1 protein-coding gene is annotated in these 1,450 nt (G+C 65.2%); it reads left to right on the forward strand.

Translation table 11 applies throughout. The features are described from left to right. Positions 1–1,164, forward strand: a 1,164-nt coding sequence (locus M3P88_RS15785; RefSeq protein WP_249616948.1) for an autotransporter outer membrane beta-barrel domain-containing protein, incomplete at its 5' end; no start/stop codon positions are given. Between the last annotated feature and the right edge of the window lie 286 nt (positions 1,165–1,450).

A 1,450-nucleotide genomic window follows, 5' to 3' on the forward strand; every position in this document is an offset into this window, starting at 1 on the left:
GGCGCGCCTGCCGCCGACGAATCATTGCGCGCGTTCCGGGTGGAAGACAGCGGCACGCTCAATTTCGCCGACACCAAGCTGATTCTCAGCCCCGGCGCGGGCTTTGACGGCAATCAGCAATTCAATCTGGCCGACCATATTTCGGCTTCTGACAATGCTACCGTTTCCGGAAGCATTGCTGGCGTCGAGTCCGTGCACCGCATGCTGGCCGCGTCGCTCGCCGGCAGCAGTTGGGATACCGCCGAAATGACGCTCTCGCTGGCCGATGGCGCACACGGCAGCCGCACCGACGCGCTGGCCGCCAGCTATGCGACGGACAGCGCCCGCGCGCTATTGCGGCCGCTGAACGCAGCCATCGCTGCAGGCAACAGCAGCTTCGTCACCCCGCTTTACCGCCATGTCGAGGGTGACGAGGACGGCGGCTGGCGCGCCAACACTTCAGGCGCGCTGCTCGGCTTCAACCGCGCGCTGGGCGAGGGTAGCTGGGGCATGGATTTCTCGATTGAAAACGACCGCTTCCAGCGCAGCGACGCCTATATGCAAGGCAGCCGCAATACGGCCGACCGCTTCGGCGTCGGCGTGCATGCGCTCAGGACACTGCCAAACGACACCACGCTGCGCGCCGGTGCGCGCTACCAGTACGCGGATATCGACGTACTGCGCCACGACCGCGAACTGGCCGCCCGCGCCAGTGCCGACATGAGCGCGCACAGCCTGTGGCTGTACGGGACGGTGTCGCGCCCGCTGGGTAGCCACCTTGCCCTCGAAGGCTCGCTTGACCAGTTGTGGTACCGTCAGGACGGCTACCGCTTGGGCTGGGACAACCCTGCCGCGCAGTGGGCCGACAGCGAGATCGAAAAAGTACGCGCGGCTTCGCTGGATGCGGGTGCGCGGCTGGTATGGCAGGACACTGCCCACAACTGGCAGCCGCGTGCCGCGCTGGGCGCGCGCGCCCGCCTGCACGGTGACAGCCTCGAGCTGAACCAGCGCTTTGCCGGCTTCGACTACACGCAACAGGCTGAAACCCGGCGCCTGCGCGGCACACTGGAGTTGGGCCTGGCGCGGCCGGTGGCTAAGGGCGCACTGACGCTGGACTACGCGCTCGAAGCGGACAGCGAGCGCACCAGTCAGGCATTGACGCTGGGCTGGCGTCAGCTGTTCTAGGGTTGGGCGTAAAAGCAGCCGCAGCAAAAAAGACGCCTCGCAAGGCGTTTTTTTGCTGCCCCGCCATCCTGCATGCCCATTCCACCCGTAATGCAGCTTGTCCTGGCGCGACACCGTTGAACCTGTGGCTGGCATGCCCGCACGAATGCTTTGCTATGCTCTTACCTTGTCGCCCGCATCGGATAAGGATAACCATCATGTACAGGATCAGTTTTTTGCTATTAAGCGCCGTGTTGCTAGGCGGGTGTGCCTCGTCGCCAGCTGTCCAGGCGCCGCCAGCGGCAGG

The organism is Craterilacuibacter sp. RT1T (assembly GCF_023502145.1).
In the GTDB taxonomy this organism is placed as follows: domain Bacteria; phylum Pseudomonadota; class Gammaproteobacteria; order Burkholderiales; family Chromobacteriaceae; genus Craterilacuibacter.